Origin of the sequence: Bacillus sp. PPSBB_11 (assembly GCF_038023285.1) — a bacterium.
Taxonomy (GTDB): domain Bacteria; phylum Bacillota; class Bacilli; order Bacillales; family Bacillaceae; genus Bacillus; species Bacillus altitudinis.
This window is the reverse complement of record NZ_CP150633.1, coordinates 2800863-2827349: the sequence shown is the minus strand read 5'-3', so window position 1 is coordinate 2827349 and position 26487 is coordinate 2800863. Positions and strand designations below refer to the sequence as shown.

Annotated in this window: 30 protein-coding genes; 7 read left to right on the top strand and 23 right to left on the bottom strand. The window is 40.2% G+C overall.

Features of this window, described 5'->3' with window-relative positions; all coding sequences use genetic code 11:
• Positions 1-61: 61 nt before the first annotated feature.
• The 4 genes from V7L95_RS13835 to V7L95_RS13820 form a co-directional block, all read right to left on the bottom strand.
• Complete coding sequence (locus V7L95_RS13835) at positions 62-730, bottom strand: TrkA family potassium uptake protein (RefSeq protein WP_008345123.1); 669 nt, start codon at positions 728-730, stop codon at positions 62-64.
• Between the two features lie 37 nt (positions 731-767).
• Positions 768-1610 (bottom strand): gamma-glutamylcyclotransferase family protein, encoded by an 843-nt coding sequence (locus V7L95_RS13830; RefSeq protein ID WP_060781034.1) that lies wholly within the window; start codon positions 1608-1610, stop codon positions 768-770.
• Between the two features lie 27 nt (positions 1611-1637).
• A complete protein-coding gene (locus V7L95_RS13825) occupies positions 1638-2927 on the bottom strand; it encodes an ATP-binding protein (RefSeq protein ID WP_340966900.1) in 1290 nt (429 codons plus the stop codon).
• A 144-nt stretch (positions 2928-3071) separates the two neighbouring features.
• Positions 3072-3350 (bottom strand): AbrB/MazE/SpoVT family DNA-binding domain-containing protein, encoded by a 279-nt coding sequence (locus V7L95_RS13820; protein ID WP_138278471.1) that lies wholly within the window; start codon positions 3348-3350, stop codon positions 3072-3074.
• Positions 3351-3626: 276 nt separating this feature from the next.
• Between V7L95_RS13820 and mreBH the strand changes: the two genes are divergently transcribed.
• From mreBH to V7L95_RS13805, 3 genes are all read left to right on the top strand, one after another.
• Positions 3627-4634, top strand: coding sequence for a rod-share determining protein MreBH (mreBH, locus tag V7L95_RS13815; protein WP_017359401.1), 1008 nt, complete (start codon positions 3627-3629; stop codon positions 4632-4634).
• Between the two features lie 74 nt (positions 4635-4708).
• Complete coding sequence (locus V7L95_RS13810) at positions 4709-4840, top strand: protein YkpC (protein WP_003210922.1); 132 nt, start codon at positions 4709-4711, stop codon at positions 4838-4840.
• A gap of 105 nt (positions 4841-4945) precedes the next feature.
• On the top strand, positions 4946-6178 hold the full coding sequence (locus tag V7L95_RS13805; RefSeq protein WP_340966895.1) for an aminopeptidase: 1233 nt from the start codon (positions 4946-4948) through the stop codon (positions 6176-6178).
• A 40-nt stretch (positions 6179-6218) separates the two neighbouring features.
• Here the strand turns inward: V7L95_RS13805 and V7L95_RS13800 are convergent, their stop codons facing one another.
• The gene (locus V7L95_RS13800; protein WP_046343439.1) at positions 6219-7838 is read right to left on the bottom strand and encodes an ATP-binding cassette domain-containing protein; all 1620 of its coding nucleotides are present in this window, start codon (positions 7836-7838) and stop codon (positions 6219-6221) included.
• Between the two features lie 144 nt (positions 7839-7982).
• On the opposite strand from V7L95_RS13800, the gene V7L95_RS13795 reads away from it, so the two are divergent.
• On the top strand, positions 7983-8258 hold the full coding sequence (locus tag V7L95_RS13795; RefSeq protein WP_008345136.1) for a hypothetical protein: 276 nt from the start codon (positions 7983-7985) through the stop codon (positions 8256-8258).
• Positions 8259-8321: 63 nt separating this feature from the next.
• Here V7L95_RS13795 and lepB read toward each other — a convergent pair whose 3' ends face one another.
• From lepB to V7L95_RS13755, 8 genes are all read right to left on the bottom strand, one after another.
• Complete coding sequence (gene lepB / locus V7L95_RS13790) at positions 8322-8894, bottom strand: signal peptidase I (protein ID WP_034647709.1); 573 nt, start codon at positions 8892-8894, stop codon at positions 8322-8324.
• 210 nt (positions 8895-9104) lie between these two features.
• Entirely contained in the window at positions 9105-10997 is a 1893-nt protein-coding gene (locus tag V7L95_RS13785; RefSeq protein WP_008345139.1) for a PTS fructose transporter subunit IIABC, read from the bottom strand.
• A gap of 13 nt (positions 10998-11010) precedes the next feature.
• Entirely contained in the window at positions 11011-11922 is a 912-nt protein-coding gene (gene pfkB / locus V7L95_RS13780; protein WP_048003195.1) for a 1-phosphofructokinase, read from the bottom strand.
• A complete protein-coding gene (locus tag V7L95_RS13775) occupies positions 11919-12674 on the bottom strand; it encodes a DeoR/GlpR family DNA-binding transcription regulator (RefSeq protein ID WP_048003194.1) in 756 nt (251 codons plus the stop codon). Before V7L95_RS13775 ends, pfkB begins: the two co-directional genes overlap by 4 nt.
• A 335-nt stretch (positions 12675-13009) precedes the next feature.
• Positions 13010-14203: an ABC transporter permease gene (locus tag V7L95_RS13770; protein ID WP_041092427.1), complete on the bottom strand. Its 1194-nt coding sequence runs from the start codon at positions 14201-14203 to the stop codon at positions 13010-13012.
• Complete coding sequence (locus V7L95_RS13765) at positions 14190-14891, bottom strand: ABC transporter ATP-binding protein (protein WP_017367165.1); 702 nt, start codon at positions 14889-14891, stop codon at positions 14190-14192. The genes V7L95_RS13770 and V7L95_RS13765 overlap by 14 nt, the downstream gene beginning before the upstream one ends.
• Positions 14888-15994 (bottom strand): efflux RND transporter periplasmic adaptor subunit, encoded by a 1107-nt coding sequence (locus tag V7L95_RS13760; RefSeq protein WP_340966888.1) that lies wholly within the window; start codon positions 15992-15994, stop codon positions 14888-14890. The genes V7L95_RS13765 and V7L95_RS13760 overlap by 4 nt, the downstream gene beginning before the upstream one ends.
• 20 nt (positions 15995-16014) lie before the next feature.
• Positions 16015-16635, bottom strand: a complete 621-nt coding sequence (locus V7L95_RS13755) for a YIP1 family protein (RefSeq protein WP_340966886.1) — start codon at positions 16633-16635, stop codon at positions 16015-16017.
• Between the two features lie 518 nt (positions 16636-17153).
• Between V7L95_RS13755 and V7L95_RS13750 the strand changes: the two genes are divergently transcribed.
• Positions 17154-17531: a hypothetical protein gene (locus V7L95_RS13750; RefSeq protein ID WP_008345156.1), complete on the top strand. Its 378-nt coding sequence runs from the start codon at positions 17154-17156 to the stop codon at positions 17529-17531.
• A 47-nt stretch (positions 17532-17578) separates the two neighbouring features.
• Here the strand turns inward: V7L95_RS13750 and moaD are convergent, their stop codons facing one another.
• Genes moaD through V7L95_RS13720 form a run of 6 tightly spaced genes read right to left on the bottom strand, consistent with a single transcriptional unit; the run spans position 17579 to position 21709 of the window.
• On the bottom strand, positions 17579-17812 hold the full coding sequence (moaD, locus tag V7L95_RS13745; protein ID WP_008345159.1) for a molybdopterin converting factor subunit 1: 234 nt from the start codon (positions 17810-17812) through the stop codon (positions 17579-17581).
• Positions 17805-18296 (bottom strand): molybdenum cofactor biosynthesis protein MoaE, encoded by a 492-nt coding sequence (locus tag V7L95_RS13740; RefSeq protein ID WP_008345161.1) that lies wholly within the window; start codon positions 18294-18296, stop codon positions 17805-17807. The genes moaD and V7L95_RS13740 overlap by 8 nt, the downstream gene beginning before the upstream one ends.
• On the bottom strand, positions 18289-18816 hold the full coding sequence (gene mobB, locus V7L95_RS13735; RefSeq protein WP_129548265.1) for a molybdopterin-guanine dinucleotide biosynthesis protein B: 528 nt from the start codon (positions 18814-18816) through the stop codon (positions 18289-18291). The genes V7L95_RS13740 and mobB overlap by 8 nt, the downstream gene beginning before the upstream one ends.
• Entirely contained in the window at positions 18798-20072 is a 1275-nt protein-coding gene (glp, locus tag V7L95_RS13730) for a gephyrin-like molybdotransferase Glp (protein ID WP_340966879.1), read from the bottom strand. Before glp ends, mobB begins: the two co-directional genes overlap by 19 nt.
• Before the next feature lie 9 nt (positions 20073-20081).
• Positions 20082-21098: a MoeB/ThiF family adenylyltransferase gene (locus V7L95_RS13725; protein WP_017359413.1), complete on the bottom strand. Its 1017-nt coding sequence runs from the start codon at positions 21096-21098 to the stop codon at positions 20082-20084.
• A 29-nt stretch (positions 21099-21127) separates the two neighbouring features.
• Positions 21128-21709 (bottom strand): molybdenum cofactor guanylyltransferase, encoded by a 582-nt coding sequence (locus tag V7L95_RS13720; RefSeq protein ID WP_017359414.1) that lies wholly within the window; start codon positions 21707-21709, stop codon positions 21128-21130.
• A gap of 83 nt (positions 21710-21792) precedes the next feature.
• Between V7L95_RS13720 and V7L95_RS13715 the strand changes: the two genes are divergently transcribed.
• Positions 21793-22710: a hypothetical protein gene (locus V7L95_RS13715; protein ID WP_017359415.1), complete on the top strand. Its 918-nt coding sequence runs from the start codon at positions 21793-21795 to the stop codon at positions 22708-22710.
• 62 nt (positions 22711-22772) lie between these two features.
• On the opposite strand, the gene V7L95_RS13710 is transcribed toward V7L95_RS13715, so the two are convergent.
• From V7L95_RS13710 to ahpA, 3 genes are all read right to left on the bottom strand, one after another.
• On the bottom strand, positions 22773-23354 hold the full coding sequence (locus V7L95_RS13710) for a hypothetical protein (RefSeq protein ID WP_007498648.1): 582 nt from the start codon (positions 23352-23354) through the stop codon (positions 22773-22775).
• Positions 23355-23835: 481 nt separating this feature from the next.
• Positions 23836-24294: a TlpA disulfide reductase family protein gene (locus V7L95_RS13705; RefSeq protein WP_008345174.1), complete on the bottom strand. Its 459-nt coding sequence runs from the start codon at positions 24292-24294 to the stop codon at positions 23836-23838.
• Positions 24295-24569: 275 nt separating this feature from the next.
• Positions 24570-25112 (bottom strand): biofilm-specific peroxidase AhpA, encoded by a 543-nt coding sequence (gene ahpA, locus V7L95_RS13700; RefSeq protein WP_007498654.1) that lies wholly within the window; start codon positions 25110-25112, stop codon positions 24570-24572.
• Between the two features lie 271 nt (positions 25113-25383).
• Between ahpA and V7L95_RS13695 the strand changes: the two genes are divergently transcribed.
• Entirely contained in the window at positions 25384-26193 is an 810-nt protein-coding gene (locus V7L95_RS13695) for a mechanosensitive ion channel family protein (protein WP_017359416.1), read from the top strand.
• A gap of 24 nt (positions 26194-26217) precedes the next feature.
• Here the strand turns inward: V7L95_RS13695 and V7L95_RS13690 are convergent, their stop codons facing one another.
• Positions 26218-26460 (bottom strand): YkuS family protein, encoded by a 243-nt coding sequence (locus V7L95_RS13690; RefSeq protein ID WP_003211408.1) that lies wholly within the window; start codon positions 26458-26460, stop codon positions 26218-26220.
• Between the last annotated feature and the right edge of the window lie 27 nt (positions 26461-26487).

Sequence of the window (26487 nt, the reverse complement as noted above, 5' to 3'; positions counted from 1 at the left end):
TCCTCAATGTCCGCTCGATATGTACACTTCTAAAGCAAAAAAACACCCCTTCTCGGAGTGTTTAATAGTCGTTCTGCATTTCCCGTTTTTCAAAGCGCCCGATATCTGCTACTGCCCCAATGACAATGAGAATATCTTCTTTTTGAATCATTTCATCTGCGAGCGGTGAAACGATCACTTCTTTCCCTCGCTTAATTGCCACGATATTGATCCCGTACCTTGCACGAATGTCGAGATCTAACAAAGAGTGCCCAGCAAGTCTGCTGTTGGCTACGATTTCAATAAGGCTGTACTCATCTGACAGCTCTAAATAATCAAGCACGTTGTTAGAAATAATTTTATGTGCAATCCGTCTGCCCATGTCTCGTTCTGGATGGACAATACGGTCCGCACCAATTTTATTCAAAACCTTTTCATGGTAGTCATTTTGAGCTTTCACTGTGACCATTTTGACACCAAGTTCTTTCAGCATAATCGTTGTTAAAATACTCGCCTGAATGTTTTCACCTATCGCCACGATCACATGATCAAAATTGCGAATGCCTAGGTTCTTTAAAACAGATTCGTCCGTCGAATCACCAATCACGGCATGTGATGCAATTTTAGCATATTCGTTCACACGATCTTCATTCATATCCATGGCCATGACTTCAAGTCCTTCTTCGCTTAGCGCCTTGCAGATACTTCCGCCGAAGCGTCCAAGACCAATGACTGCATATTCCTTTTTCATGTTCAGACTCCTTTTATATCACTTACCATGCATTTTACTACGGTTTGATTAATGAATCCATATGCGACCGTATTTTTTTGCGGAACGCTTCACTTAAGTAAAGGTCTGCTCCTTTTTCGATTTCACTGCGATAATGACCAGGAGGCGCAATTTCTTCGCTCTTTTTTAAAACGAGAAACGTTAAGCAGTCCTCATACACTTGATCACCTACTGTGACATCGACAAATGCTGGACGATAAGTCCCTTCATTTACACCTTCTCGTTTGTACAAATAACGAATGGCATCAAAAGGCACTTCATATAGAACACCCTCTGTTTCTCCGCCGTCTTCTACCATATCTGCTCTTGATCCATCAGGACGCACCAATGTAAACCTTGTGGTAAAACGATCAAGTGTGCCGCCGCCGATGATTTGTTTAAAATAATGATCCACTTTCGCAAGCTTAAACCTTGCATCATCCATGCAGGACCCATAGGCAAAATAATAGAAGGAAGACGGTTTGCGCTCCCATAGTTGATATGACTTCCAGCAGCCGCTTTCAATCTCCTTCAGACTCGATGCCTTCTGCTTACATATTGTATAAGCAACGGCTGATCTTGGCCCCTGGTCTGTCATAACCTCTATTTCCTGCTGGTCATACCCTTCCTCTAGCTCATCTATCTTATGCAGCGTTTCATCACTGACCTCATACAATTCTCCATATACTGTGTTTTGTTCCGAGACAACACACACAGGGTAACCCTCATCTGTATCGTACAGTCTCCCTTTTATCCAAGCAGATGCTGCTAATGGACTGCTTTCTTTCATCAATGTCTCGTGATACTTTTCGTGCTTTAAAAGTGTCCCATACACAAATAACGTTTTTGTCTCCTTCGTCATCACACATCACATCCTCTCACCTTGCTACTATCTGCTTTTTTGATACACAGGTAAGTAAATATCAAAAGCCGTCCCTTTGCTGAGCTCGCTCTTTACATCCATTCTTCCATGGTGATCTTTTAAGATCGTCGCACAGATCGTTAAACCAAGTCCTGTACCTTCTTTTTTAGTCGAAAAGAAAGGATCATATATTTTCAGAATGTCCTCTTCGGACATTCCTTTTCCTTCATCCTGAATCGTGATTTTCCATTCATTTATCACTTTTTCTGTTGATATGTATATACTGCCGCCTTCAGGCATTGCCTCGATCGCATTTTTGATTAAGTTAATGAACAGCTGCTTCATTTGATTGGCGTCTGCTAATATCGTGCCAGCATCCTGCTTTTTAAATGGCTGTTTGAGATCAATATTTGAAAGAACGGCATTTGTGTTTAATAAGGTAATCACCTGCTCTAGCAAATCATGGAGCTGTACTTCTTGAAATTGAACCGATTGAGGTTTTGCTAAGACAAGCAGTTCACTTAAAACAAAATCGATGCGTTTAATTTCAGAAAAGATGATATCAAAATAATCGGTTCTTTCAGGATATTGCGTTTTCATCAGCTGCAAAAATCCATTGACTGAGGTGAGCGGATTTCTGACTTCATGGGCAATGCCAGCGGCTATTTGTCCTGCAACAGCCAGCTTTTGTGCCTGCATTTGCAATTGCTGATTTGATCTTTCAAGTTCAAGCTTTGCCTGCTTTTGTTTCGTGATATCTGCAACCGTTCCAATACCTCCAGTAAACTGGTGCTGTTCATCGAAATAAAGCTTATAATGCACATCTCCCCATACCTTTTTTCCTTCTTTATGGAGAAGCTGCAGCTCCACCCGCCCCTCATCCTTATGCTCTTTGATCACAGACAACAAATGCTGAACGACATGCTCTTCTTGATCAAAGTACTGATTGTACATCGTACCTAGACACTCCTCTATGTCGTAACCCGTCATTTGTTTCCATGCTTGATTTAAAAAAATGATTTCACCTTTTTCATTGGTTTCAAAAACGATTTCTTGCAAGTTATCTGTGATTCGATTCAGCCGCTCTGTCAGTTCGTGTGCTTCTTTTTCTCGTTTATTTAAATCTGATACAAGCAAATTCAACCGGTCCACATAGCCTGAGATGGTCCAAATACCGGCCAAAACAACGACTGTAAAGGCTAGATCGAGCGGCCAATTAATGTGATAGCCGCTAAGATAATAAAAGAAATCCCAGCTCAAAATTAATATAAATGCAAGAACGGATAACAGGATCCGTACTTGATATGTTTTGTTCAAATAATTCCACCTGCCGCCCTGAGATTCTTTGTCAATTGTACCATTTTCCACTTATTTTTTGAGGAAGATGTGGCATTTTTAAGGAACTTTTTTAGAAAAAAAAGCCTGCTCTCAGCACAATGGGAGAGAACAGGCTATTTTTATTTACTGCTGAAGGGCTTCTTGAAGCTCTTTTAGCAGCAGTTCTGCGCCTTCAGCGCTTAATGTAATTTGACCATTTCCATACTCGTGGTTCTCAGAAGTAATCTCACCAGTCATCAGGCAGACGCCCTCTGGCCGATATTTTTTCAAGACGATTTTATCTCCATCTATAAAAAATTCCATACTGTCTTTAATAGCGATATCAAGTGCTCTTCTCAATTCGATTGGCATCACAATACGCCCTAGTTCATCTACTTTTCTTACAACTCCGATAGATTTCAATTTCGTTCCCTCTTTCTTTCATTAGCTCAAGATCAATCTGTTTTTCACCAATTGATATATCGTAGACGTAAGAGATTCTTAAAAGGTTTCTCCTGCATAAAAATTTTTTTCAAAATCGAAAAACCAAAGGGAAAATTTATTGTGAATGTCAAAATGAGACTTGAATTTTACAGATTCATTTCAAGGTGATCACACACCCCCACAAATGACCTCAACCCTCTGAACTTTTAAATGTAAAATTGTTTAAAACAGCAAAAATAGAGATTGGGTGAAAACATGTTTCAAAATGCCGAAATTGGAATTGATTTAGGAACAGCTAACATATTGGTTTACAGTAAAAATAAAGGAATTATTCTCAATGAACCATCCGTTGTGGCAGTAGATACGGAAACAAAAACTGTCCTTGCAGTGGGGTCAGAAGCAAAAGAGATGATTGGGAAAACACCTGGAAAAATTGTAGCGATCCGTCCGATGAAAGATGGTGTCATCGCTGATTATGATATGACAACCGATTTACTTAAACAAATTATGAAAAAAGCAGGAAAAAATATTGGGTTTACCTTTAGAAAGCCGACTGTGGTTGTTTGTACACCTTCAGGTTCAACAGCTGTCGAACGCCGCGCGATCAGCGATGCTGTCAAAAATTGCGGGGCAAAGCATGTGCATTTAATTGAAGAACCCGTCGCAGCTGCAATCGGTGCTGATCTCCCGGTGGACGAGCCTGTTGCCAACGTCGTTGTAGACATTGGCGGAGGAACGACAGAGGTAGCGATCATTTCATTTGGCGGGGTTGTCTCTTGCCACTCGATCCGAATTGGCGGAGATCAACTGGATGAAGATATCATTACTTTTGTGAGAAAGAAATACAATTTACTGATCGGTGAACGGACAGCTGAACAGGTAAAAATGGAAATTGGTTATGGACTCATTGAACACGAACCTGAGTCATTAGAAGTACGTGGACGCGACCTTGTCACAGGTCTTCCAAAAACAATTACACTTGAATCAACAGAAATTCAAGGTGCTATGCGTGAATCACTTCTTCATATTTTAGAGGCGATTCGGGCTACATTAGAAGACAGCCCTCCAGAACTGAGTGGTGATATCGTAGATCGCGGCGTTATTCTAACTGGCGGTGGTGCACTATTAAACGGCATTCAAGAATGGCTCTCTCAAGAAATTGTCGTCCCAGTTCATATCGCAGCAAATCCTCTTGAATCTGTCGCAATTGGAACGGGTCGTTCATTAGAAGTCATCGACAAATTGCAAAAAACATTAAAATAATCTTCATGTTCTACTTCTTTTTTCATCATTTCGATCATATCGTGATGAATGGATAAACGTGAAGGAGGAAGAACATGTTGCTTGATTTAGGTAAACGGGTCGTTGTCACAGTCATTTTAACCGGTATTATTTTAGGAGGAATGAGCCTGTCGTTTTCACATATGCCCCCTTCTAATGCACAGCCTGTGAAACAACTGAACCGCTAAAAAAGCCGCACGAAAGCGGCTTTTTTATTTTGCTTCGGGACGGCTCCCCATTTTCCTTTTCGGTCTTAAATCTGATATGATGAACATGACTAAAGGAGGGTTTTTATGAGTTCATTCGAAAAACAACTAGATCAATATGCAAAAACCATCGTTGAAGTAGGTGTAAATGTTCAAAGTGGTCAAGAAGTGGTCGTATCTGCGTTCACTGAATCTGTAGACCTTGTCCGCCTTGTGGCAAAACACGCATATGAGCGCGGAGCGAAAAACGTACATATCCGCTGGAGTGATGGTGTTCTGACCCGTTTAAAATATGATCATGCCCCACAAGATGTGTTTGAGCAATTTCCAGAATGGGAAGCACAGATGATGGAAACCATCGCAAAACGTGGCGGTGCTTTTATTACGATCTTGTCAGAAAGCCCTGATCTTCTAAGTGGCATTGACTCGAAAAAAATTGCTTCACAGCAAAAAGCTGCAGGTTCAGCACTTCATACATATCGTCAATACGTTCAATCTGACAAAGTTGCATGGACAGTCGTCGGTGCTGCATCAAAAGATTGGGCGAAAAAGATTTTCCCTGAGCATGCAGATGAAGAAGCTGTTGCATTATTATGGGACCAAATCTTTAAAGTCGCCCGCGCTGATCAGCCAGATCCTGTTGAAGCGTGGAAAAAGCATGATGAATCACTAAATGAAAAAGTAAAAGTATTAAATGAACGTCATTACCACAAGCTGCACTATGAAGCACCAGGTACAGATTTAACGATTGAACTTCCAGAGCAGCATATTTGGGTAGGTGCTGGCAGCGTGAGTGAACGCGGCGTATCATTCATGGCCAATATGCCGACAGAAGAGGTCTTTACCGTACCTAAAAAAGATGGTGTAAACGGGACTGTCTCTAGCACAAAGCCACTTAGTTATGCAGGAAACATTATCGATGAATTTACGTTAACCTTTGAAAATGGGCGCATTGTAGATGTGAAAGCCAAAGAGGGCGAAGACATTTTAACCTCTCTCGTTGAAACAGATGAAGGCTCACATTATCTAGGTGAGGTTGCCCTTGTACCAGATGATTCACCAATTTCTAACTCAAATATCCTCTATTACAATACACTTTACGATGAAAATGCATCCAATCACCTTGCCATTGGCAGCGGTTATGCATTTAATATCGAAGGCGGTAAAGAGATGAAACGTGAGGAACTAGACGCAGCTGGTGTGAACAGCAGTATTACACACGTCGATTTCATGATTGGTTCAAAGGAAATGAATATTGATGGAATCACAAAAGATGGTAAACGTGAACCGATTTTCCGTAATGGAAATTGGGCTTTTTAAAGAAAAAAGACATCCTCATGTGGATGTCTTTTCTTTATGTTTATGCATACAGCTCTTGTAGTCTTTTTTGGATGTCTTGATCTGATAAGAACTCATCATAAGTTGTTTGTTTATCAACGATGCCGTTTGGCGTCACTTCGATAATCCGGTTTGCAACTGTTTCAACAAACTGATGGTCATGAGATGAGAAGAGCATAGCCCCTTTAAAGCTCATTAGACCGTTATTCAGCGCTGTGATGGACTCTAGGTCTAAATGGTTCGTCGGCTCGTCTAACAGCAAAATATTCGCTCCAGACAGCATCATTTTTGATAACATACAACGAACCTTTTCTCCACCTGATAAGACGCTTGCTTTTTTCTTCACTTCTTCCCCAGAGAAAAGCATACGGCCTAAGAAACCACGCAGGAAGCTTTCACTTTGATCATTCGGAGAATATTGACGAAGCCAATCCACTAGATCGACATCATTTCCTTCAAAGTATTCGCTATTGTCTTTAGGGAAAAAGGCTTGAGATGTTGTCACGCCCCATTTAAACGTCCCGCTGTCTGGCTCCATTTCACCAGCAAGGATTTTAAATAAAGTAGAGACAGCAAGTTCATTACGACTTAAGAACGCAATTTTATCCTCACGATTCATAATAAAGCTGACGTTATCCAGTACTTTTACACCGTCAATCGTTTTTGATAGACCTTCTACTTGAAGGACATCATTTCCGATTTCACGCTCTGGCGCAAAATGAACATAAGGATATTTACGAGAAGATGGTTTAATGTCATCTAGCGAAATCTTATCAAGCAATTTCTTTCTTGATGTCGCTTGCTTCGATTTAGATGCGTTCGCACTGAACCGAGCAACGAATTCTTGAAGCTGCTTAATTTGTTCTTCTTTTTTCTTGTTGGCATCCTGGCTGAGTTTTAATGCCAGCTGGCTTGATTCATACCAGAAATCATAGTTTCCGACATACACTTGAATTTTTCCAAAGTCAAGGTCTGCAATATGCGTACATACTTTGTTTAAGAAATGACGATCATGCGATACGACGATGACGGTATTTTCAAAGTTAATGAGGAACTCTTCTAACCACTGAATGGCTTGTAAGTCCAAGTGGTTCGTTGGCTCATCGAGAAGTAGAACGTCAGGCTTACCGAATAAAGCTTGTGCTAAAAGCACTTTTACCTTTTCAGATCCGCCAAGCTCAGACATTTTCTTCGATTGCAGGCTCTCTGGAATGCCAAGACCTTTTAATAGGATCGCAGCTTCACTTTCCGCTTCCCATCCGTTTAACTCAGCAAACTCACCTTCAAGCTCTGCTGCACGAATCCCGTCTTCATCTGAGAAATCAGGTTTCATATAAATCGCATCTTTTTCCTGCATCACATCATATAGACGTTTGTGACCCATGATGACGACTTTTAACACTTCAAACTCTTCGTATTCAAAGTGGTTCTGTTTTAAAATCGCTAAACGTTCACCAGGACTCATATGAACATCGCCCGTTTGAGCTTCAATTTCTCCAGAAAGAATCTTTAAGAACGTTGATTTACCAGCTCCATTGGCACCAATTAGTCCGTAGCAGTTGCCAGGAGTGAACTTAATATTTACTTCTTCAAATAATTTACGATCAGCAAATCGCAAACTAACATTATTCACTGCAATCATTTATTAATCCTCCATCACTCATTCATCAATATGAAGTATAACATGAATAACGATTGATAGAAACGTCTCTCGCTAAGAACAAAGGCTTTTTGTCCAATATGGTATAATAAGTGGGAATGTTTTTGTTGAAGGAGTTCGGGCGATTTGAGATTACTCACACTCATGGAATACTGTTTATTAATTTTCTTTATGGGCATTTATTTATCGGCAACAGGCTTTAATGCAAGAGACTTTGGCCTTTATATTGGGCTTGTCCTCATTTACACACTGGTCCACATCTTTTCAAAACGCTTTTTACAAAAGCGCGGAAAAGACAATGTGAAAATTGGATTATTCCGTTCTGTTTTGGCGATTACTGGGTCCGTTTTCGCTTCTGTTTTGGCCATTGTCATCATTGTCACGATGCTCACACCAAATTAAAAACGACCCTACAGGAAGGGTCGTCCATTCAAGCACCTTTCTTACGCAATGAGAAAGGTGTATTTATTGTGTTTGTCGAATATCGCCAAATGGGAAGAAAACAAATTCTGATGTGCCGACAATCCGATCCTTTTCAATGAGTCCGAGTCCATTTCGACTGTCCATAGAATTCAGTCTGTTGTCACCCATAACAAAGTAATCGTTTTTCGGTACTTTCACTGGACCAAAATCTCCTGTTAAATGTACCTCATACTCTTTGGCATGCGCCTTGTTCTCTTTTAAATAAGGCTCATCTACTTTTTTACCATTAATGTAAAGCGTATCATCCTTCATTTCAATCGTGTCGCCTGGAAGGCCGATCAATCGTTTGACATAATGAATTTTCTGACCGTCTTTTCCATTAATAATCACGATGTCACCACGTTTGACTCCACCGAGATAGTTGATGGTTTTGTTGACAAACAGCTTTTCTCCATCATGAAGGGTTGGTTCCATTGACTCTCCTTCCACCACATACGGCTCAAAAATAAACGTACGGATGATGAGGACGAGGGCAAGTGCAATTAAAATAGCTTTGATCCATTCAAACAGAGAACTTTTCTTCTCTTTTTTGGCTTGTTTCCCATCAGATTGAATGTCATTTTCGTTTTGTTTGTTTTCTTCGTTCAAAATACTGCTTCCTCCTAAGACTTTCTGCTAAAAGACTTGAAACGTGAATTGAATAACTTTACTTTATCACATGTCATTTAAAAATTCACAAGACAACCATTCAATTAGATATTTTTTCCTAATTTGCTGATGATTAAACAAAAAGAAGCACCGCTCTTCACGATGCTTCTTTTCAAATTAAGCTTCTTGTCGGACTGGTTTTTTTAGAATTCCGAGAAGTAGCGCTGTAACGATGGCACCGATTAAGATGCTGATGATGTAAAGAACTGGATGGTTTGTTACCCAGAAAACGAATAGTCCGCCGTGCGGTGCAGGAAGCGTCACTCTAAAGAATTCTGTTAATCCACCTGCAACTGCTGCACCAATCACAGCTGAAGGAATGACGCGCAGAGGATCTGCCGCTGCAAACGGGATAGCCCCTTCCGTAATGAACGCAGCTCCCATGAAGTAACATGTAATACCTGCTTCACGGTCACGTTTAGAGAATTTGTTTCTAAAGATCGTTGTCGCTAGGGCAATTCCTAGCGGCGGCACCATTCCGCCTGCCATAATCGCAGCATGCGGTGCATAGTTGCCAGCAGCAATCATCGCAAGACCAAATGTGTAGGCAGCTTTGTTAATCGGACCACCCATATCAATGGCCATCATACCAGCTAAAATAATCCCCATTAATACAAGGTTTCCAGTACCAAGTGATTCAAGCCAGTGTGTTAATCCGTCCATTACCATTTTAACAGGTGTGTTGACGATGTAATGCATGATAATTCCTGTAAAGAAAATACCGAACAATGGATAGAGCAGAACTGGTTTAATACCATCGAGCGACTGTGGTACAAAAGTGAATACTTTTTTGAGCAGCACCACAATGTAACCAGCAAGGAAACCAGCAATCAATCCGCCTAAGAATCCAGCACCTGCTGCAGAGGCCATGAATCCGCCAACCATACCTGGTGCGAAACCTGGACGGTCTGCAATACTCATTGCGATAAATCCAGCTAATACAGCAACGATTAAGGCAAGTGCATTATCTCCGCCAATCCCTTTTAATACAGCTGCAAATGAATTGAAAGAAGGATCTTTAGGGTCAGCTGAGTTAATTCCCCAGAAGAATGAAATCGCAACGAGGATACCGCCCCCAACAACAAACGGAAGCATGTTGCTTACACCGCTCATTAAGTGCTTATAGAATCCACTTCTTCCCTTGCCTGACGATTCATTTTCATCTTTTGAAGAACTGCCGCCTGAACCTTTATAAATCGGCGCATCTTGATTGATGGCTTTTTCGATCAATTCTTGCGGACGGCGAATTCCAGCTGTCACAGGTACTTCAATGACATGTTTGCCTTTAAAGCGTTCCATTTCAACTTGTTTATCAGCTGCCACAATAATAGCTGGCGCTTCTTCAATTTCTTTTGCTGTCAGGGCATGTTTAATTCCACTAGAGCCGTTTGTCTCAACTTTAATGTCAACGCCCATTTCTTTTGCTTTTTCTTTCAAAGCATCTGCGGCCATAAATGTATGCGCGATGCCTGTTGGACAAGCTGTCACCGCTAAAATTTTAGCAGGTTTTCCCGGTGCAGCCGGTTCCTCTTTGACTTCCTCTTCTTCTTCATCGTCTTTATCATGTGTATTGATAATTTCAATGATTTCATCTTCAGTAGCCGCTTCAAGAAGCTGCTTTCGGATCTCTTCACGCATGAGAAGTGTGGATAAACGAGAAAGTGCTTCTAAATGCGTGTTGTTTGCGCCTTCAGTTGCTGCAATCATAAAGACAAGATGACTTGGCTGTCCGTCTAATGATTCATAATCTACACCGGCTGTTGAACGGCCAAATGCAATAGCAGGTTCTTTCACACTTGCTGTTTTCGCATGAGGAATCGCAATTCCTTCTCCGATTCCCGTAGAGCTTTGTTTTTCACGATTAACAACAGCTGCTTTGTAGCCTTCTTTATCATTTAATTTACCAGCTGTATCTAATACAGTGACCAGTTCTTCAATAACGGCTTCTTTTTGCTGGCTGTCTAATTGAAGCTTAATCGTATGCTTCGTGAGTAGTTCTGTAATTTTCATGATGACTCCTCCTTTAAATGCGTGTGACTTTTACTTGTGGCAATAATGTATCGACAAGCTCTTTTGTTCCAAGTTCCTCAGAAAATGCTGTAGCACTTCCTGATGTGACGCCAAGCTTAAATGATTCTTCTCTGGAAAGGCCTTTAGAAACGCCAGCTAAGAATCCTGCAACGACTGAATCCCCTGCACCAACTGAGTTGATCAGCTTGCCTTTTGGAACATTAGATTGAAAGATCCCTTCCTTACTGAATAAGAGAGCGCCGTCTCCAGCCATAGATACAATGACATGTTCAGCACCTTGTTCCAACAGCTTTTTCCCATAAGGAATGGCTTCTTCTGCAGATGAAATACTGGTTTCAAACATTTCACCTAACTCATGATGGTTTGGTTTCATTAAGAATGGTTTCAGATCTGCTGCTTTTTTTAAGGCTTCTCCAGAAATATCAAGTACTACTCTTACCCCTTGCTTCGCACATACCTCAGCAATGCGCTCATATGTGTTATGAGGCAGTGAAGAAGGAATGCTACCTGCTAATACAACGACATCGCCTTCTGTTAATGAAGTGAATTGGGATAAAAACGAATCGAACTGTGCTTCAGTAATACTTGGACCGAGCCCGTTGATTTCTGTTTCTTCGCCTGTTTTTAGTTTCACATTGATACGTGTATCTTCTGACACCTCATGAAAGGCTGTTTGTAATTGTTCGTTTTGTAAAAAGTCTTGAATATATTTGCCTGTAAAACCGCCAATGAATCCAAGTGCTTTTGATTCAACACCGTGCCGTTTTAAAAGCCTTGAGACATTGATTCCTTTACCACCTGGATATTTTTTGTCATAGGTTGAACGATTTAAACCGCCGACCGCAAAATCCTCCACGTGTACGATGTAATCAACTGATGGGTTTAAAGTAACTGTATAAATCATGTTTTCACTACCTTTATAACCGTTTTTTCATGGTAATTATCGAATGAATCCTCTTTTGCGTCGTTTGTGATAATGGTGGCTTCCTGTAAACTAGCAAAGGCTGAAAACGATATTTCGCCAAACTTTGAGGCATCTGTTAAGATGTAGGTTTTTTTCGCCTGCTTTATAGCTCTTTTTTTAATGAGCGCTTCTTCTGGATCAGGTGTTGTAAACCCTGCCTCGGGATGAATGCCGTTCGTCCCAACAAAGCTCTTGTCAAAACGGTAATTTTCCATAGCTGTCAAAGCTGCGGCTCCCACCATGGCTCCTGTTCGATGTTTCACTGATCCGCCTATCAGGTAAAAAGAAATGCCTTTTCTCATGAGTGCTTCAATGTGCATGACACCATTTGTCACCACCACGATATCTTGATCTGGATCGATAAAGTCAATCATTTGCTGTGTTGTCGTACCAGCATCTAAGTAAATACAATCGCCTTGTTTTAAAAGTGATGCAGCTGCCTCTGCAATCAATGACTTTTCATGAAGGTTTTTGGCAGATTTCTCAAACACATCTGGTTCAAGACGAATACTAGATATTTTAGCAGCTCCTCCGTGAACTCTTTTAAGAAAGCCTTTTTCTTCGAGGGCTGATAAATCTCTTCTAATTGTAGATTCAGACGCATCCGTCATAATCGTTAAGTCCTGTATTTTGATGACATCGTTTTCTTCTAAATAGTCGATAATGAGTTGATGTCTTTCTGGTGTGAGCATTGAAAACACCCCCTTTTGAAAACGTATTCATTTTGCGCGCACCTTTATTGTAATCGCTTTTTTCAACATTATCAATACAAAACAATCAAATACATTCAATAACTATCAAAATCTTTCACAATGGTCATCTTACCTTTATATGTACCATTTGTAAACTGAAAAATATGTGACATTGAGAAGAAAGTCATGATATTAGCATTTCTATCATTTTTCATTTCATTCAATTGAACGAAAAAAAGCCTTTATGCGTTTTGCATAAAAGCTTCAGGTGTGGAGCAGCAGGCAATATACCTCGTTCTACCTTCTTGTCAGCACTTTGAAAGTTAACTTTAGGATTATTCATATCTAAGTGATTCAATCGGATCGAGCCTCGCTGCTTTATTGGCAGGAATCAGTCCAAAAATAATACCAATGAGCATACTAAATAGGACGCCTCCACATACGATTTGCCACGATACAAGAGAAGGCCACCCTGCAAACAGTGACACAAGTGAAGCACCTCCGAAGCCAAGCGCAATTCCAAGTAACCCACCGATCAGTGTAAGGACGACAGACTCAATTAAAAACTGAACGAGTATTTGAGCCCTAGTTGCCCCAAGTGCCTTTCGAATTCCGATTTCTCTTGTTCTTTCTGTGACAGATACGAGCATAATATTCATGACACCAATGCCGCCAACAAGTAATGAGATTCCAGCAATTGAGCCAATGATTGTTGTCATGACAGACGTAATTTGACCAATGCCTGCTGCAATCTCTTCCAGATTGATCATTTCGTAAGCATCGTCTGTATGGTGATTTTCATTTAAGCGTGCAGCCGCACTCTTTCCCACTTCTTTCATTTGATCAGCATGTGCGACTTGAATAGACAACTTATCATATTCTTTCACACCAAATGCAGTTGTCAGCATTGCAAAAGGGACATATATTTCATTCATATCAAATGAAAACAGCCCTTCCTGTTTTGCTAAAACTCCGATCACCTCAACCGGCTGTCCATTCATCCAAATCAACTCGCCTACTGCCTTCTCTCCATTAAACAATTCTTTTTGTATCCCTTCTGAAATAACAGCTGCCCTTCTTCCGCTCCTAAAATCGATTTCACGTAAGTCCTGTCCTTCTGCTATATGTAAAGAATGTACATTCGTGTAGCCTTCATTAATCCCATTGACCGTTGCATCTATTGTTGTATCTTGGAATCTTAATTGCATGCCTTGTGCAGTGGAGGAGGCAACCTGTTTAACCCCATTCAATGCTTGAACACTTTGAATGTCTTCTTCAGTAAATGTGGCTTCAAATAACGCATTAGGATTCGCATTTAACTCCTCATCAGAGGGTGTATAGGTCATATCAATGGTATTGTTTGGCCCTGAAATTGATTCTTTCAGCATTTGCTCTCCGCCTTGACCGATGGCAACGACTGCAATCACTGATCCAACCCCAATAATAATGCCAAGCATTGTTAAAATAGACCGCAATTTATGAGCTAGGACAGAATTCAGCGCTATTTTGATATTTTCAAAGAGTTTCATTCATTGCGTCTCCTTGTATCAATCTATCTTGAACGAGGCGTCCATCTCTTACAACGACTATCCGGTTTGTATACGCAGCTATTTCTTCTTCATGAGTAACTAGCACAACCGTTGTTCCTTCCTCATTGAGCTTTGTAAACTGTTCCATAATCGAGCCGCTCGTTTTTGAATCAAGAGCGCCTGTTGGTTCATCTGCCAAGATGAGCTTCGGCTCATTGACAATCGCTCGTGCGATGGCTACTCTTTGCTTTTGACCCCCTGACAACTCGTTTGGCATATGCTTCATTCGATCTGCCAAACCAACCTTTTCAAGTGCCATTTCCGCACGTTCTTTTCTTTCCTTTTGACTGATACCAGCGTAAATCATCGGAAGTTCAACATTTCGCCTCGCATTTAATCTAGGCAGTAAATAAAATTGTTGAAAAACAAAACCAATGGATCGATTTCGAATCACTGCCAGTTCTTGATCCTTTGCTGCCGACAGCTCCATACCTTGAAAATGGTACTGTCCGGAGGTCGGGTGGTCCAAACAGCCAATGATATTCATTAACGTTGATTTTCCAGAGCCGGACGGGCCCATAATGGACATATACTCGCCTTTACCAATGACAAGGTCCACATCACTTAATACATCAAATGTCTCCTCAGCGACTTCGTAGCTTTTTGTCACGTTTGAAAGCTGAATCATTCAGCATTCACTTCCATTCCGTCATACATATCATCTGATGGCTCTGCAATGATTTGATCTTCTTTTGTTAAACCTTTCGTCACTTCAAGATCTTGACCTGACGTTTCACCTAATGTCACTTTTACTTTCTTCAGTGCATTCTTTTCAACAACATAAACGTATGATCCATCTTTCTCTTTTTTCACGGCTGTTTCAGGAATTGTGAGCACTTGACGCTTGTCCGTTTCAATTTCCATGATCATTTTAAAGCCTGGTTTTGCATCCGGCTTTTTCCCTTTTATTTCAATTTCGACTGGATATTGTACCGTTTGATCACTAGCAGCTGTTTCTGCTGTTGACTGGGCAGGCACAGCGCCCACTTTTTTCACCACTCCTTGCCAACTCTTTCCGCGAATGACATCAGACGTTACCTTTACTTTTTGTTTCTTTTTGACTTTCATAGCGTCATACTCAGTGATTAAGCCTCGTACGATCATTTTTTTCTCATTGCCAATATGGATCACCGGCTGTCTCTCTTCTAGCTTCCCTGCGCCAGCATCTTGCTCGATGGAGATGACTGTTCCTTCAATTTTGCTATGTATCGTTAAATCTTCTATTTGTGCCTTTACTTTTTCTTGGTTAAGCTCCGCTTGTTTTTGCTCTAATTCAGCAGCTTTGAGTTCGAGTTCAAGCTGATCTCGCTCGTTTTTTGAATCAGAGCCCGCCTTTTTTCCCTGATTTTCATCTAATGAATTGAGTCTATTTTGTAATTGTTCAAGCTTTAGTGTACTTGATTCAGCTGCAAGTGCTTGCTGCTGTTCTTCAAGCTCCAGTTCCTTATTTTCATATGTAAGGAGCGGTGTTCCAGCTTTCACCTTTTCTCCTTCTTTCACAGTGATATGATTCAGGCTTCCCTTCTCCTCTTCTGTATAAATGAATTGCTCCTCCGAGAATGAAAGTGTTCCAGGCGTCATCACCGTAGAAGTTATTTCTTTTGATGCAAGTTGGACTGTTTTAAATGATGCCGTAGAGGCAGGCTTTGATTGGTTTTTTGCAATATTAAATCCAATGAATAGACCAATCACAATAATGATAATGGATCCGATAATGATTTTCTTTCTCATAAAAACATTCTACCCCCAGCTTACTGCATGTTGATGGTGATCGTAGTTCCTAGATATTGAAAAATTAAAGATAATACATAAAAGACACTCACAATAATCCAAGATATTCTTGGCGAAATGCGGCCGACTTTGATCAATAAAAAGCCTGTTAAAACAAGATTCCAGATCACAAAAAGATCGATATTGGCTAACACGGCATGCCATGGACCAGACATTCGAATGAATGCGTTTAATGAGGTAACCGTGATATCTTTTGGCACATGAAAAAAAATGATCGCTAAATGAGAAATGATCGTACCAATGATCGTAATAGGTGTGATATAAAGCACACCTGAAAATAGCTGCTGAAACGTTGCATCACCTTTTGCTAAAAAGACGATGAACTTGTATACGGCAGTATTAATGACAATCCCAATGACCAAACCAATGAGCGTGATCACATAAACGAAAGGGATTGGTAAAATTAAATCTGCCCACATTCCTTCATTCACTAGCTGAGACAAATAAGTGACAACAACTGTTAATACAAGCACACATGATAAAGGCCACCAAACGAATGGCTGCTCCCACACTCTTTTCAAATGCTCTGATGGTCTTGTGCTTACGCCTATAATTGTGGGTTTTTGCGTTGTTTCTTTCATCAAATGTCATCCTCTCCATGTGCTGTAAGTATGGAAACGTTTTTTCATACTCTTGTTGTTCCTATTTTATCAAAAGATTGCCAATAAGTGATAGATCATTTGATTTTCTTATTTTCATAGTGATAGGATTGAATCTATTATTCTATTTTCATGAACGACATCCTTCAAATGATACCTTGATCCGACCATATTCATATGAAAAAATCATGATTTTACTGACTGAAAAACATTTTATGAAGTAAACAACATGTCTTTCGGAATAAATATCCTTTTCCTTTGGATTCAGATGGTCTCAGTTAGACACAACAATTTTTTGTTAAAATATTCCTAGTAATTTCAATGAATCCCGGCTTTATAGGACTATGTTTAGCGCCTTTTATAGAACAGATGAGCCTTTAGTATCAATACTTTCATATTAAAAAAATAAAAATAAAAGGATTTTACTTGATCAAATGTTATTTTTTCATATAATGTAAAATAGAGGTAGGTTAAATGATAGTGGAAATGGAGTCAAGTGAATGTTAAGAGAAAAATTGAAAATGCAATTGATTTTACTTTATGAAAAGGAACAAGAAGCATGGCAATACTTTAGAAAGGAAAGAGAACTGATTTATCATGAGCTCAAATTACTTGATATGAAAGAGAGCAGACCTTCTAATGACAAAATATACTACGCAGCAAGGTGTGTAGATATTATTAAAGAAAAAAAGGGAAGCATCGTGAGCACAAAAGAACTAAAAGAACAGCTTCAAGCTCAAACAGATTTCAATGTGAGACGAATCAGCGAATTGTATGATCTCATTCAACAGCTCGATCCTCACATTTCTAAAGCACGCCGGGGATGTTTTATTTACGAAGATCATACCCAAGTACCTCTACAATCTTTTCACACATAAAAAAATTGGTTACAGCCGCCGGCCATAACCAAATCCTCTAATATCTATTATCCACCACTTACAGGAGGAATGAGTGCAACAGTGTCCCCGCTACGCACTTCAGCATTTCCCCTCGTATATATTTCGTTGACTGCAACCATCACGTTTTGTGCAGTATCAACACCATATACCTCCTGTAATTCTATTTTAATCTCATCAACCGTTGTTTGATCTTTTTGAATGATGATTTGTTGTTTACCGGCCTTCTCAGCAAGGCCGGCGAACAATAATACGCTAATCATGCCGCTTCCCTTCTTTCTCGTTAAGTTGGAGAGTACTAGGTTTTCCTTCCGGGTATGAAACGGTTTCAAGCTGATCACCTATCCAAGCCTCTCCATCTTCCCAGTATTCCTTTTTCCAAATAGGAACTATTTCCTTTATTCGTTCAATCGCATATTCATTGGCTTCGTATGCAGCTTTCCGATGAGGTGATGAAACAGCTATTGCCACTGCAATGTCACATATCTCAAGAGTGCCAATACGATGCACAATAGCAGCTTCTGTATCGGGCCAGCGTTTTTTTATTTCTTGTCCAATTTGACTCAACATATTTTCCGCCATTGGTATGTATGCTTCATATGTTAAACGCAGCGTTTTTTTGCCATTTGTCCATTCTCTTACCGTGCCTATGAATGTCGTAATGGCTCCCGCTTTGCGTCTTGTGACATGCTGAATCAATTCATTCACATCAATTGGCTCTTTTGTGATCTTAAAAAGTTCATTCATACAAGGCTTCCCCCTTCAATAAATTAAAAGCAAATGTGATCCCGCGCTTATCAAATGCTGAAAACACAGGAAACGGGTATTTCTCAGTGAATTGTATTTCTTTATTGAAATAAATGGCTGCTTGTATATGAGAAAGTGTTGAAAGATCAATGAGTTCCTGTTCGTCTTTGACACACAGGATTTTGCGGTAAGGCGCCTGTTTGTATCCTTCGATCAAGACGGCATCTAAAGGAAGATGCTGACACATGTTGAGTAGTTGTGCGAATGTCATGTGCCCTATGAAAAAGTGACATTCACCTTCTCCCTCCACACCTGCGGCAAATGCACCCGCTTGAACATATCGATCCGTATCTTTTTGTTTGAACAGACGGTCTGGCTTTCCGCCATGTCCGTGATGTTTGAAGCAGCCTAGCTGCATTTCTTCTTCATCCGCCAGCTGACATAATTTTTCGATCAGCGTCGTTTTACCACTATTTTGATAGCCCACGACTTGTAGAATGTTTAATTTGTCATCCAACATGGAGCACCGCCTTCGTGGTGAAATAGCAGAACGCTGACCTGGTCACCTGCACTAAACCCTCTTGTTCCTCCGGGCAATACAATGAAACAATCAGCATGAGCAATCGATGTCACAGCACTAGATTTATCAAGACCTGTTGGCGTCACACTCAGCTGACTGCCAGTGAAATCAAGTGATGCTCTAACAAATCGTGTGAACGGATTGGCTTTTGGAAAATCATGTGTCAGCTTCGCCTCAGAAAAAACGGGAAATGGATTTTCTTTCAAACACCATTTATAAATGATCGGTTTGACAAATAGTTCAAAGCCAACAAAACAGGCAGCTGGATTTCCTGACAGCCCATAAAGCAATTGACCATTTGGCAACGCCGCAACGGTCGTCACACTTCCAGGTCTCATGGCCACTTTATTAAACAACACCTCTGCACCTAGTTTTTCATAAATAGCAGGTAAAAAGTCAAAATCACCTACCGATACACCGCCTGTTGTGATGAGCATATCAACTTTGCTTAAGGCTGCTTTTACGGCTTCATAGCTTTGATCAAAATCATCGGATACACCGCCTAAATCAAGCGGTTCTCCTCCAGCTTCAAGAACCTGGGCGTACACCATACTTAGGTTACTATTTCTAATTTTACCGTCCACCATGGCATCACTTACTTGTAGGAGCTCGGTACCTGTTGAGATGATACCGATCACCGGTTTTTTGGCGACTGGCACAACCGCATACCCGAACGTTGCCAATATCGCCGTCACGCCTGGGGTTACTTTTGAGCCTTTTTTGATCATGACGTTCCCTTTGAGGGTCTCTTCTCCTTGCCGAGAAATATTGTCTCCCTTTTTCAGAGGTCTTTTAAGTGACATCATTGATTTGCCGTCTTTTTCAAATGTTTTCGTCAATTCGAGCATGATCACAACATTTGCTCCTTTTGGAATCTTCGCTCCTGTCATGATGCGAATCGCTTGAAAAGGACCGATCGTTTTTGCAGAAACAATACCTGCCCCTATATGATCAATGACCTCAAATTCAACCGGATGCTCGCTCGATGCATCCTTTGTATCTTCTGCTCGAAGTGCAAAACCATCATACGGAGAACGATCAAAGGCAGGAACATCGTGATCTGCTAAAATATCCTCTGCAATCCATCTTCCAAGGCTGTTCTTTAAAGGAACCCATTCGACTTGTCCATGTTTTTGAAATTGGTGGACTTTCTTTACTGCCTCTTCTACTGGAATTGGCTGTCGTCTTTCCATCACTTCTCACTCCTATATGCCTAGCAGTCTTGCTAGTAATGAATTGGCTACTTTTTCATCATTTGTCCCATGGATTAATACACGTCCTCCTTTAAAACAAACGATACGGTGTCTTTCATAGCGTATATGAATTAAAAAATCGTTCACTTCCACCTCACAAATAGAGGACAGACGCTCTTTTACATGCTGAAATGAAAGGTTTTCTAAATCCTTCGATATGATTTGAACGGTGTCACGTCCGCAAAGAACCGCTGTTTTTTTGCGCTGTTCCTGTAAATATGGATACGTTCTATTTGTGCCGCAAGAAGGACAGCTCTCCTGCTTCGTACGAGATACATCCATTTTAAACGAAGACGACTGCCACAAATCAAACGTGACAAACTTTCGCTCCATATGCTCTTCATGCCCTGTTAAATATTTTAATGCCTCTGTTTGCTGATAAGCCGACACCATTTGGACAGCAGGAGAAATAATACCAGCTGTATCACATGTCAAACCCCCAACAGGCACTGAGGTAAACACACATGATAAGCAAGGTGTTTTGCCCGGCAAAATGGTCATATACATTCCCTGACTGCTCACACAGGCACCGTAAATCCAAGGCGTATTTGTTTCTAAAGATAAGTCATTCATCACCATTCTTGTCTCAAAATTATCAGTCGCATCAATGACGATATTTGCTTTTCGGAATAAAGGTCTTAACAGCTCTACTCCTGCATCTTCAATAAGAGCGTGAATGGTCACTTCATGGTTGATCTCTTGGAGACGTTTTTTAGCTGCTGCCGCTTTTGGCACATGCATCTTTGCATCGTGTTCAGTGTACAGCTGCTGCCGCTGTAAATTTGAGAATTCGACATAATCACGATCTACAATCGTCAAAGTACCAATTCCAGATCGGACAAGCCCTTCAGCAGATGCTGTTCCAAGTGCACCCGCTCCAACAATAAGGACATGACTTTCGGCAAGTGCAGACTGCCCTTTTTCGCCTACCGGAGGGAACAAGATTTGCCTTGAATATCGCTCGTTCAATATTGTTCTCTCCTTCTCGTTTTTATGTATCATATCATACCGTTTTCAGGTAAATCGCTTCTTTTATTGATATTATGAAATTCATTTGGTGCCACGTTCAGTTCGTCGGCTGGAACAACCTGGACGTGAAGTTTTTGTAATAAGTCTTTGATAGCTAATTGATTCTCTTTTAAACACGCAGAAATAAACGGAAGACTGCGGCGGTGATAAAGCGCAAATAACGGCTGTAATCTTCCCTGCACCATCGGAACCACAGCATCTACATGCTTATGGCAATAAGAAGATAAAGCGACGGCTGTCTCTTTTCGTATGAATGGCATATCACATGCCGTCACTAAATACCACTCTGCTTCTTGCTTTTGCATAGCGGTATATATACCTGCAAGCGGGCCATACCCACGCACCTGTTCATCATCTAACCAAACAGCTTGTTCCCCTCTTGCTTTGAAAAAAGGCAGAAGCTTAGGGTGACTGATGATGACGGTTTCCCCTTTCAAAAGTTGCTCTTTCACATGTTCATATAGTGGTTTCCCCTGATAGACATGACTTGCCTTTGGCTCTCCAAAACGCCTAGAAGCACCTCCGGCTAGTATCACATTCACTATTCTCATCATCTCATCCCCTTTGATATGGTTGTTCTAATCGCACTCATTTCGCATACTTTATTGATAACATGAATAAGGAGGGTCTACCTATGAACCGGCGCCATGCTTCTCCCCTATTCCATGATCTGTCTCAAGAAAATCTATTTTTAAAAGCTGAAACGGCCAAATATCAACAGATAATTTCAGATTTACAGTCCACGTATACCTATGCTAAAAACAAGAAGCTATCTCAAGAATATCATGAGATGAAAAAGGATTTCACTCAATTAAAACAACAATTGGATGAAATGACCATTGACCAAGACGAAGCATCATCTAAAATACAAGATCTCTCTTATAGCAAATCGGAATTATTACATAAAATCGTCCTTCTTCATGAAATGCTGCAAAAGGAAACCTATCATAGACGAAAAGAAACAGAGGAAAAGCACCGATTGCATTTGAAGGTTGTAAAATATAAGGAAATGTCTCAGCAACTACAGGAGCGATTACTAGACCAAGATAAACAGCTTGCAAAAGAGGAGAAAAAAGGAAATACTTTATCCGCCGTGATTGAAAAACTGCAGCAAACTCTAGGCGATAAAAACGCAGAGCTTCATTTATTACAAGAAGGCGTCCGGCATCTACAGGAGCGTTTTTATGAAACACAAGAAAAATTACTGCAAATCGAAAAAGCAAAAGAAGCCATTTTTTATGAAACGCTCACGAGCTACCAAAAACAGTTGGCCGAAAGCGAGGAATGGATCGCTTCTCATTTTGCTGATATCGACCAGTCAGCCCAAACAAATGCCGAGCCGTTCTCACAAGACCCTATTTTACAAACAACCGAAGAAATAGGACCGATTTTGAAGAAACTAAACGAACAAGTAGAAACGCTCCAGGCAAAAGTTGATGCGGTGCAGCGGAGTGGAGAGGTCATGACAGTGAAGATCGATAGATTTAAAAAACAGCGCGACAACATGCCCAAAGAACGAAAGATTGTCTATACAGTTGATCAAAAAAAGTGATTCATTCATCACGTACGCAAGAAAAAACTGCTGGCATTTACGCCCAGCAGTTTCTTTTTTATTTATTCGTCTTCTGTTTGAATGTCGCCTTCTAAAATATACTGTCCGCGATAAGGTTTCTTCACTTCTGGGTACATTTTAATTAAGCTTTGCATAAACGTTGTCATATTTGGAATTTCAAGACCGCTCTCTTTTTCAATCTCTTTTTGAAGTTCAGAGCTTTTAATCGCCGCATTATGACGCTTTAATGTTTTGATTGCAGCTTCACGAAGCTTAGCTGCCTTTGATCCAGGTCTAGCTGTGCCTCTTCTGCGTCTTGTAGATCCTTCAGGAATACCTACAGGTGCACCATTTAGCTGACCTGTTCCTAAAGATGATGTAACGTTTGACTGCGTTTGCGCAGGCTGATTGTAGCTTCTCATTTCTTGTGCAGCCAGCTCAGCTAATACAGGCAGTGAATCTGTTTTTCTCTCTGTACGTACTTCTTTTTTTGTATCTGTGACGAGACCTGTACCTTGACGGTCTAATTCTCTTAGTTTTGCGTAAATCGCATCTCGTTCAATTTGATATTCACGGATGACCTTTACTTCTGCTTCATTTAATTGTTCCAATCGTAAACGTAACGCTTCCCTCTCATTAAACAATGGATTTCCCCCTCATCATATAAAAAATATTCTATAGTAAATATTAGATTAGAAAACTAATTTTATCAACTATTTTTTTATCATTTTACAGTTTGCTATCAGATAGGTATTTCCAACTAAAATTTTGCCAAAGAAGAAAAATCGGCACCCATTTCATTGCCACTATAGGCTTTTGACCACCTTTAAAATATTGTAAAAATTTTGAATAAATGCTTATACTACTTGATTTATATAGTTATTTACCAAACTGAAATTTCTTTTGTGCAAAAACGTTCTGAATAGTAAAAAGTTAAAATCTTTACATTTTCATTTCAAAATAAAAATGTAAATAGGTCATAATACCTTTTTATTTTAGGAAATTTTTTTAATGAAATCCCTCATTTTCTCTTTTCTTAGGCATTCCACCTACAATCATATTCATCCAGTGCAATATGTCTCCTATTTTTCCCCATGAAAAAACCCCCATTCATGGGGGGAAAGCCTATTCTGCAGCCTTTTCAGACTCAGAAAGAACTCGATTGACACGTTTTTCAAGCATTTTCATACCGCTTCCGCCAGCTTGGAAGTGGCGTAAAGCACCTGTTTTATCGAATACATAGTAAGCTGGTACATATTCGTTCTCAAATGCTTCTGTTAATTTATGGTCGCTGTCTACAAAGATTGGCTGTGTGATTTCATGCTCATTTGCAACCTCTTTGATTTTTTCTAGATCAAGGTCATCCTCTGAACGTGGCATGTGAACTGCGATCACGTTTAGTTGATCTTTGTATTCATCACGGAATTGGTTCACTTGCGGCATCGCCTCTTTACAAAGGTGACAGCTAACTGACCAGAAGTGGATCAATGTTGGTTTATCACCAATTAATTCTTCTCTTGTTACTTCTCCATTTAACCATTCTTTTGCACCAGTTAGTTCCGGCATTGGTTGACGTAATTTCATTTTGAAGCGCCTCCATCCATTGTATGTCTCGAAATAAAAAAGTCTAACATCAGTTAGACCCCAGCATGTAGACAAACCCTCGCATTCTTTTTCGGTCCTGCGTGCTGGTACTCACGAATGTCACATTCGCTTCGCGCCAGTACTCGTTCTTCCTAGACTTCAAAGGTTTTCTATCACGCTGAAAAGAAGACAAAGGGCTAAAATCAAGTTCATTTTAGCCCTTTGTCAACAATCTGAAGGTCTAACACCCGTTAGACTGTTTCTTCAACTATCAATTAAAGTGTTTTTTGACCAGGTTTCCAGTTCGCTGGGCAAAGTCCACCAGTTTGTAATGCTTGAAGAACACGTAGTGTCTCATCTACATCACGACCGATATTGTTGTGGAATACTGTTTGATATTGAAGTTCGCCTTCTGGGTTAATGATGAATAGACCACGAAGTGCAATTCCTTCTTCTTCAATTAAAACACCGTATTCTCTAGATACTGTGTGGTTTGTGTCAGCAGCTAGTGGATATTTTAATTCACCAAGACCATTGTCTTTACGATCTGTGTTGATCCAAGCAAGATGCGTATGGATTGTATCAGTAGATACACCAATGATTTCTGCATCTAAATCTTCAAACTCATCATAACGATCGCTCATTGCTGTAATTTCAGTTGGACAAACAAAAGTGAAATCCATTGGATAGAAGAAAAGAACTGTCCATTTGTCATTCTTGATGTTTTCCTCTAAACTCACTTTACCAAATTCCTTATTAGCAAGTACTGCTTCCATTTCAAAACGTGGAGCTTGTTTTCCTACAAAACGCTCTGCCATATGTAAATCCCTCCAAAATTAATATCTTTATACAGACTTCTTAGCTGTATATAAAATGAGAATCAATAGGTTGAATTCTCATTTAGTTAATAACTTCACAAATATAATTATAATACTTAAGCGATTTTTAGTCAATATTAATTAATAATAAATTTAATTAACGATTTGTCACAATCTCTCGCTCCAACTATTAAAAGTTTAACATGACTTGCATAAGGGAACAAATGATTAGCTTCTCATTTCGCACATACATAGAAAGGTTTTGAAGATCATGAAAGCACTTGAACAAGTAGATTGGGTTTCCATCATCATGAATATCAGTATGATTTTTCTAAAACTCATTGCTATTTTTGTGATTTATTTTATCATCAGAGCGATTGGAAACAAGATGATTAAGCGTGCCTATTCAGCATTCTCTGAGAAGCACGATGTCTCTTTATCACGAGCTCAAACGCTGCAAAGTCTTACCTTAAATATTTTCGCCTACTTGCTGATTTTTATTCTAGTTGTGATGATCCTCGACTTATTTCATTATAACCCAACCGCCTTGCTGGCTGGCGCAGGTGTTGTAGGACTTGCCATTGGATTTGGCGCTCAGGGATTGGTGAGTGATATTGTGACAGGCTTCTTCATACTGCTGGAAAAACAATTTGATGTCGGCGAGTATATAACGGTTGCTGGTTTCGATGGGATCGTTGAACAAATTGGACTGAGAACAACACAGCTTAGAAGCTTTGATGGCACTCTTCATTTCATTCCGAACCGAAGTATACTGAATGTAAGCAATCATTCACGAGGGACGATGCAGGCACTCGTTGATATCGAATTATCCCCAGATGAAAATGTGGATCAGATGATCACCACTTTGCAAGCAGCCTGTGATGAAGTTCGTGAGAGCCTGCCGCAAATCATCGAAGGTCCTCAAGTCGTTGGAGTGGAATCATTTGGCTCTTCATCCCTCGTCCTTCGTATCATTGCAAAAACTGAAACGATGGAGCAGTGGCGTGTCGAACGAATTCTGCGCAAAAAAATGAAAGAAGCACTCGATCTAGCCAAAGAGCAAAAAGAACCAGGATCATAATATCCTGGTTCTTTTTTGTTAGTTTTATTGAACACGCTGTTCTACTTCTTGACAAATTTCATCAGCCGTCATACCTGACGCTGTAATGACAGATGCCTTTGTCGTTGTGTCTGAAATGCCAAGAACATTTGAATCTAGTCCTGTGACCACATAGCAGTCACACTGATCCATTTGCTGTTCATTTTGAATACGTACGACATCATACCCTTTTTGCTTCAAAAGCTCTTCTACATCGGATAAAGATGGTTCTACACCAATTCTTGTCATAATCAAGAACACCTCCTGTTCATAAGG

Bases quoted from the DNA above. Each gene is read 5' to 3' on its own strand.
- V7L95_RS13835 (WP_008345123.1), bottom strand. From the start codon at position 730: ATGAAAAAGGAATATGCAGTCATTGGTCTTGGACGCTTCGGCGGAAGT.
- V7L95_RS13830 (WP_060781034.1), bottom strand. From the start codon at position 1,610: ATGACGAAGGAGACAAAAACGTTATTTGTGTATGGGACACTTTTAAAG.
- mreBH (WP_017359401.1), top strand. From the start codon at position 3,627: ATGTTTCAAAATGCCGAAATTGGAATTGATTTAGGAACAGCTAACATA.
- V7L95_RS13810 (WP_003210922.1), top strand. From the start codon at position 4,709: ATGTTGCTTGATTTAGGTAAACGGGTCGTTGTCACAGTCATTTTAACC.
- V7L95_RS13805 (WP_340966895.1), top strand. From the start codon at position 4,946: ATGAGTTCATTCGAAAAACAACTAGATCAATATGCAAAAACCATCGTT.
- V7L95_RS13800 (WP_046343439.1), bottom strand. From the start codon at position 7,838: ATGATTGCAGTGAATAATGTTAGTTTGCGATTTGCTGATCGTAAATTA.
- V7L95_RS13785 (WP_008345139.1), bottom strand. From the start codon at position 10,997: ATGAAAATTACAGAACTACTCACGAAGCATACGATTAAGCTTCAATTA.
- pfkB (WP_048003195.1), bottom strand. From the start codon at position 11,922: ATGATTTATACAGTTACTTTAAACCCATCAGTTGATTACATCGTACAC.
- V7L95_RS13775 (WP_048003194.1), bottom strand. From the start codon at position 12,674: ATGCTCACACCAGAAAGACATCAACTCATTATCGACTATTTAGAAGAA.
- V7L95_RS13770 (WP_041092427.1), bottom strand. From the start codon at position 14,203: ATGAAACTCTTTGAAAATATCAAAATAGCGCTGAATTCTGTCCTAGCT.
- V7L95_RS13765 (WP_017367165.1), bottom strand. From the start codon at position 14,891: ATGATTCAGCTTTCAAACGTGACAAAAAGCTACGAAGTCGCTGAGGAG.
- V7L95_RS13760 (WP_340966888.1), bottom strand. From the start codon at position 15,994: ATGAGAAAGAAAATCATTATCGGATCCATTATCATTATTGTGATTGGT.
- V7L95_RS13755 (WP_340966886.1), bottom strand. From the start codon at position 16,635: ATGAAAGAAACAACGCAAAAACCCACAATTATAGGCGTAAGCACAAGA.
- V7L95_RS13750 (WP_008345156.1), top strand. From the start codon at position 17,154: ATGTTAAGAGAAAAATTGAAAATGCAATTGATTTTACTTTATGAAAAG.
- moaD (WP_008345159.1), bottom strand. From the start codon at position 17,812: ATGATTAGCGTATTATTGTTCGCCGGCCTTGCTGAGAAGGCCGGTAAA.
- V7L95_RS13740 (WP_008345161.1), bottom strand. From the start codon at position 18,296: ATGAATGAACTTTTTAAGATCACAAAAGAGCCAATTGATGTGAATGAA.
- mobB (WP_129548265.1), bottom strand. From the start codon at position 18,816: ATGTTGGATGACAAATTAAACATTCTACAAGTCGTGGGCTATCAAAAT.
- V7L95_RS13720 (WP_017359414.1), bottom strand. From the start codon at position 21,709: ATGAGAATAGTGAATGTGATACTAGCCGGAGGTGCTTCTAGGCGTTTT.
- V7L95_RS13715 (WP_017359415.1), top strand. From the start codon at position 21,793: ATGAACCGGCGCCATGCTTCTCCCCTATTCCATGATCTGTCTCAAGAA.
- V7L95_RS13705 (WP_008345174.1), bottom strand. From the start codon at position 24,294: ATGAAATTACGTCAACCAATGCCGGAACTAACTGGTGCAAAAGAATGG.
- ahpA (WP_007498654.1), bottom strand. From the start codon at position 25,112: ATGGCAGAGCGTTTTGTAGGAAAACAAGCTCCACGTTTTGAAATGGAA.
- V7L95_RS13695 (WP_017359416.1), top strand. From the start codon at position 25,384: ATGAAAGCACTTGAACAAGTAGATTGGGTTTCCATCATCATGAATATC.
- V7L95_RS13690 (WP_003211408.1), bottom strand. From the start codon at position 26,460: ATGACAAGAATTGGTGTAGAACCATCTTTATCCGATGTAGAAGAGCTT.